Source organism: Kitasatospora sp. NPDC093558 (assembly GCF_040683475.1).
Classification (GTDB): Bacteria; Actinomycetota; Actinomycetes; order Streptomycetales; family Streptomycetaceae; genus Kitasatospora.
This window is the reverse complement of the sequence record NZ_JBFBDY010000471.1, coordinates 1-5001: the sequence shown is the minus strand read 5'-3', so window position 1 is coordinate 5001 and position 5001 is coordinate 1. Positions and strand designations below refer to the sequence as shown.

Sequence of the window (5001 nt, the reverse complement as noted above, 5' to 3'; positions counted from 1 at the left end):
GGCACCCCCGGCGGCACGGGCTTGTGGCGGACGGGCTCACACGGGGGTTCACACGGTGGCGCTGCCCGCGTGGGTGAACAGGGCCTCCATGGCCTCGGGGAAGTCCTCGGTGATGGCCGGGCCCAGCTGCGGGCCCGTCTCGCCGGCACCCGGCCCGTCGATCTCCAGGCGGTGCACCACCGTGGTGCCGCCGTCGCCGCGCGGGCTGAGCCGGTGGCTGAAGCGCAGCACCACGCCGGCGAATGCGGTCTCGTCGGCGTAGTGGGCGTTCTCCTCGATGGCGGTGATCACCGAGGTGATCGGCTCCTGGCCGCAGGGCGTCATCGACACCTCGCTGCCCACCTCGAACGGGCCGAGCAGCGTGACCGACTCCATCGAGCCGTCCCACTGCGGCCAGTTGTCGAGGTCCTTCAGCACCGCCCAGACCGCCTCGGGCGCCGCCGTCGTCTCACCGGTGTACTCGTGGCTCCACATGCCGTGCTCTCCCCTTCGCCGAAATGTTCTACGCAGAGATTATCTCTGCGACGACTATCGCGCAAGGGGCCCGCCCGGCCGGCCGGACCCGGCCGGGCCGCCCCTCCCGGCGTGCCGCGACCGGTGTGACCCAAGGAGGCCGCGGGCCGGCCGCCGGGGGAGCGGTCCGGCCGTCTTTCAAACCCCTACTCGCCGGTTCGATGAATTATTTGCGCGCATACCGGTTTCGGGGAGAACGGCGGTACGTACGGCCCCGGTCCCGGGGACCTAGGTCCCTACGGTCCGGCGAGAATTCGCTGCCACCATTGAGGATCACGTCCGCCAATGGGACGAGCATCACAGCAGAAAACCTTTTCGGGGGGCCCGGGAAAAGGGCCGCCGGGTCAATCGTTTTGCGCGACAAGCCTCCGGTACGACGCATCACAAAGGAGGCCACACGTGCCGCACGTCAACATCAAGCACTTCCCCCGCGACGTCACCCCGCAGCAGAAGCGGGACCTCGCCGACGCGATCACCACGGTCATCGCGGAGCACTTCGACGTCCCCGCGTGCGCCGTCTCCATCGCACTCGAGCCGGTTCCCGAAACGTCGTGGAACGACACGGTCGTCGGACCCGAGATATCCGGGCGCAAGCACCTGGTCGTCAAAGAGCCGGATTATCGGCGCGAACACCCCGCACGCTGAAAAGCCTCCCCGCCCCCCTTTGTAAGGAGAGAGAAATGACCGACTCGCTCGGGCCGCGCCTCAAGGTCGGCGTGATCGTCCCCGCCACGAACACCTCCGCCCAGCCGGAGATGGAGGCCATGCGGCCGGCCGGCGTCACCAACCACACCAGCCGGATGCCCACCCAGGACCTGTCCATCGCCGATGACGTCGGCTCCCTGATCAGCAGCTACCGCGACGCCACCCACCGGGCGATCGAGCACCTGACGCCCTGCTCCCCGCACTGCGTCGTCATCGGCTTTTCCCCCGAGATCTACTGGGACGGCCCCGGGGCCCACGAGCGGGTCCTGGCGTCCATGAAGTCGGCCGCGGGCGGTGTGCCGGTGACCATGAGCCCCGACGCCCTGCGCGAGGCCCTGGACGCCCACGAAGCCCGCCGCATCGCGCTCATCACCCCCTACGTCCCGGCCGGCGACGACACCGCGAGCCGGTTCTTCACCGACACCGGATACGACGTGGTGACGGTGCGCGGGCTCGGCTGCAGCAACCCCGCCCGCATCGCCCACGTGTCCGAGACCCAACTGCGCGACACCATCAAGGACATCGACACCGACGCCGTGGACGCGATCGTCCAGATCGGCACCAACGTGGCACTGGCCCGCCTGGCCGCCACCGCCGAGACCTGGATCGGCAAACCCGTCATCTCCAACAACACCGCCCTGTACTGGCACGCCCTGCGGCACAACGGCATCGAGGACCGCGTCCACGGCCTCGGATCCCTCCTGTCGCACCACTGACACCCCGCCACCAGAGCGCCGCCCCTCTCCCCAAGGAGCCGACTCCCATGACCCTGCACATCCTCGCGATGGCCGGCAGCCTCCGGGCCGGCTCGCACAACCGCCAACTCGCCCAAGCCGCCACCCGGCTGGCACCCGACGGGGTCACCGTCGAACTCCACGAGAACCTGGCCGACCTCCCCTTCTACAACGAGGACATCGACCACGCGGACCTCCTCCCCGCCGCAGCCACCGCCGTGCGCGAAGCCGCCGCCCGCAGCGACGCGATCATGCTCTTCACACCCGAGCACAACGGCACCATGTCCGCCGTGCTGAAGAACGCCATCGACTGGCTCTCGCGCCCCCACGGGCACGGCGCACTGGCCGCAAAGCCCGTCGCCGTCCTGAGCGCCGCCTTCGGCCGCTACGGCGGCGTCTGGGCCCAGGCCGAGGCCCGCAAGGCACTCGGGGTCGCCGGCGCCGTCGTGGTCGAGGACGTCGACCTCGCGGTCTGCGGATCCGCCGACCGCTTCGCCCACACCCACCCCCCCGACGACGCCGAGATCGCCGCCGCACTGCGCGAAGCGATCCGGCGCACCGCCCACTGCGCCACCCGCAGCGCCGCCTGCCGCCCCGCCCCGCCCGTGGCCGCCTGACCCACGTGCACCACCCCGAAGGAGAGCCACCCCCATGCCGACCACCGCCACCACCCAAGCACCCGCCGCCCCGGCCCCCTGCCTCTGGGACGCCGAAGGACTCGACCCCGACGCCTACTTCACCCGCATCGGCTACGACGGACCACGCGAGCCGAGCATCGAGACGCTCACCCGCCTGCACCGCCTCCACCTCGCCGCCTTCAGCTTCGAAACCATCGACATCGGGCTGCGCACACCCGGCCCGGTCACCACCCGGTCCCTGCAGGAACGATTCGTCACACGCGGACGCGGCGGCTGCTGCATCGAACACAACCTGCTGTTCGCGGCCGTCCTGGAGTCCCTGGGATTCACCGTCCGCCGCCACCTCGCCCGCGTGCGCCGCGGCAACCGCGGCGACCTGCGCTTCCGCTCCCACGTCACCCTGACCGTCGAGGCCGAGGGCCGGCTGTTCCTGGCCGACGTCGGGTTCGGCGACGAAGGACCGCTGCACCCCGTACCGCTGCTGCCCGGCACACCGACACCGGTCACCGTCGGCGCATGGACCTGGAAAGTCGACCAGGAGGACGAGGAGACGTGGGCACTGCGCTCACTGCACGCGCACGGATGGTTCGACGTCTACGCCTTCGGCTTCGAGACCACGGCCCCGGCCGACATCGAAGTGTCCTACCACTACACCACCACCCACCCCCGCTCGGTGTTCACCGACCACATCACCGCCCAGCGCGGCGAGGACCGGGCCAGGTACGTGCTGCGCGACCGCACACTGCGCACGCAGCATCCCGACGGAACGAGCGAGGAGAGGCAGCTGACCTGCGACCAGGTGATCGCCGAACTGCGCGCACGCTTCCGCATCGCCCTGACCGCCCGGGAAGCGGCAGCGGTGCGCGCACTCCTGGACGCGCAGGCATAGGGCTGCCCGCAGCGCCCCGGGCGGCGGACCCGGGGCGTCCGGGGCGCAGTGATCGCCTCCTACGCCTCGCCCTCCTCGAACCCGCCCGCCTGCTGCGCCTGGACGTCCTGCGCCTGGACGCCTTGCGCCAGCGGCGCGAACAGCAGGCCCCAGTTGGCCGGCAGATGACCTATCGCCGCCGTCAGGTGGTACCGGGCCACCGCCCACTCCTCGGGCCGCGCCCGCGCGCCGAACTCCCGTACCGCCTCCAGGCAGCCGTCGAGCAGCTCCTCCAGCTCGTCGCCGTCCTCGTCGCCGTCCTCGTCGTCCCCGCCGTCGAAGCCGAGCCCGTCCAGCGCCTCCTGCACCCGCGGCGGCGCCGCCCCGAACCAGTCGTCCCACCCGGTGGCCGCGCCCAGCAGGTACAGCAGGTGACTCCCGGACTCCGGCAGACCGTCGCGCAACCGCGCCGAGAGGACCTCCCGCTGCGCGTCGTCGTCCGTCAGCCCCGAGTGCCCGGCCGCTGCGGCGACCAGGCCCGCCCAGTGGGCCGCGTCGTGCCGGCCGGCGCTCTGGAGCATGTGCGCGCTTGCGAAGGCGGCCATCGCCCCGGCGTCGGCGATCAGCGGGGAGAGCACCAGATCGCTCTGGTGGTCGAAGCCGAAGTAGTAGCGCCGCCCGTCCAGCGTGAGCGACTCGATGCCGCCCACGTGCCCGACCCGGCCGGGCAGGGGCGCCTGCTGCGCGAGGAGTTCCTGATCCATGCCCGGACCGTAGCGCCCGCCACCGACACCCCGGCGGCCACCGGCGGCGCCGCTTCTACGGGTTGTCCCGTAACTGATCTTTGGCAGCACGAGAGTGGCCGGACGGGATCGCATCCCGGGTTCCCTTTGGGGAGGCACTGACCTCGGTTCACCTCTGCGACCGCACGACACAGCAGCGGGTGGCAGGCGTCTCCTCCCGGCCACGTGCGGACCTCCCGACCTGGGGAGATGACAGGGCTCCTGTTATCGTGCGCCGATGTCAACGATCAAACAGTTCCAAGTGACCTTCGACTGCGCGGAGCCTGCGCGCCTCGCCGCCTTCTGGTGCGAGGTGCTGGGGTACGTCGTACCGACGGTCCCGGAGGGCTTTGCCACGTGGGAGGAGTACCACCGCTCGCTGCCGCCCGAGGATGAGATCTACTTCGCGTGCACCGATCCCTCGGGTGTGGGTTCGCGCTTGCTCTTCCAGCGAGTTCCCGAAGGCAAGGTCGTCAAGAACCGGGTGCATCTCGATGTGCGGGCCGGCGCCGGGCTCGTGGGTGAGGAGCGCCTGGCCACACTCGAGGCCGAATGCGCACGGCTGATGGCGCTCGGCGCGAAACACGTGCTGACGCAGCGCGCCGATGGCGTCAACGAGTCGTGCATCACGATGCAGGACATCGAGGGCAACGAGTTCTGCCTCGCCTGATTCTCCTCCGAGACTGCGGGGCGGGGAGCCGTCTCCGGCCTTGGGGAGCATCGGGGCAGCCGATATCGGCTGCCCCGATGCTCCCCAAGGC

At 70.9% G+C, this 5001-nt stretch carries 7 protein-coding genes; 5 read left to right on the top strand and 2 right to left on the bottom strand.

From position 1 onward, the window contains the following. Positions 1-48: 48 nt before the first annotated feature. On the bottom strand, positions 49-474 hold the full coding sequence (locus tag AB0O00_RS29375) for an SRPBCC family protein (protein ID WP_363656854.1): 426 nt from the start codon (positions 472-474) through the stop codon (positions 49-51). Between the two features lie 438 nt (positions 475-912). Here AB0O00_RS29375 and AB0O00_RS29370 point away from each other — a divergent pair, with 438 nt between their 5' ends. The 4 genes from AB0O00_RS29370 to AB0O00_RS29355 are packed head-to-tail and all read left to right on the top strand — an operon-like array spanning position 913 to position 3479. Continuing rightward, a complete protein-coding gene (locus AB0O00_RS29370) occupies positions 913-1158 on the top strand; it encodes a tautomerase family protein (RefSeq protein ID WP_363656853.1) in 246 nt (81 codons plus the stop codon). Between the two features lie 35 nt (positions 1159-1193). Then, positions 1194-1934, top strand: coding sequence for an arylmalonate decarboxylase (locus tag AB0O00_RS29365; protein ID WP_363656851.1), 741 nt, complete (start codon positions 1194-1196; stop codon positions 1932-1934). A 47-nt stretch (positions 1935-1981) separates the two neighbouring features. Further along, on the top strand, positions 1982-2569 hold the full coding sequence (locus AB0O00_RS29360) for an NAD(P)H-dependent oxidoreductase (protein ID WP_363656849.1): 588 nt from the start codon (positions 1982-1984) through the stop codon (positions 2567-2569). A gap of 34 nt (positions 2570-2603) precedes the next feature. Beyond that, a complete protein-coding gene (locus AB0O00_RS29355; RefSeq protein ID WP_363656847.1) occupies positions 2604-3479 on the top strand; it encodes an arylamine N-acetyltransferase in 876 nt (291 codons plus the stop codon). Between the two features lie 59 nt (positions 3480-3538). On the opposite strand, the gene AB0O00_RS29350 is transcribed toward AB0O00_RS29355, so the two are convergent. After that, a complete protein-coding gene (locus AB0O00_RS29350) occupies positions 3539-4222 on the bottom strand; it encodes a hypothetical protein (RefSeq protein ID WP_363656845.1) in 684 nt (227 codons plus the stop codon). A 256-nt stretch (positions 4223-4478) separates the two neighbouring features. On the opposite strand from AB0O00_RS29350, the gene AB0O00_RS29345 reads away from it, so the two are divergent. Further along, positions 4479-4910 (top strand): VOC family protein, encoded by a 432-nt coding sequence (locus tag AB0O00_RS29345; RefSeq protein ID WP_055645611.1) that lies wholly within the window; start codon positions 4479-4481, stop codon positions 4908-4910. The last annotated feature ends 91 nt before the right edge of the window (positions 4911-5001 follow it).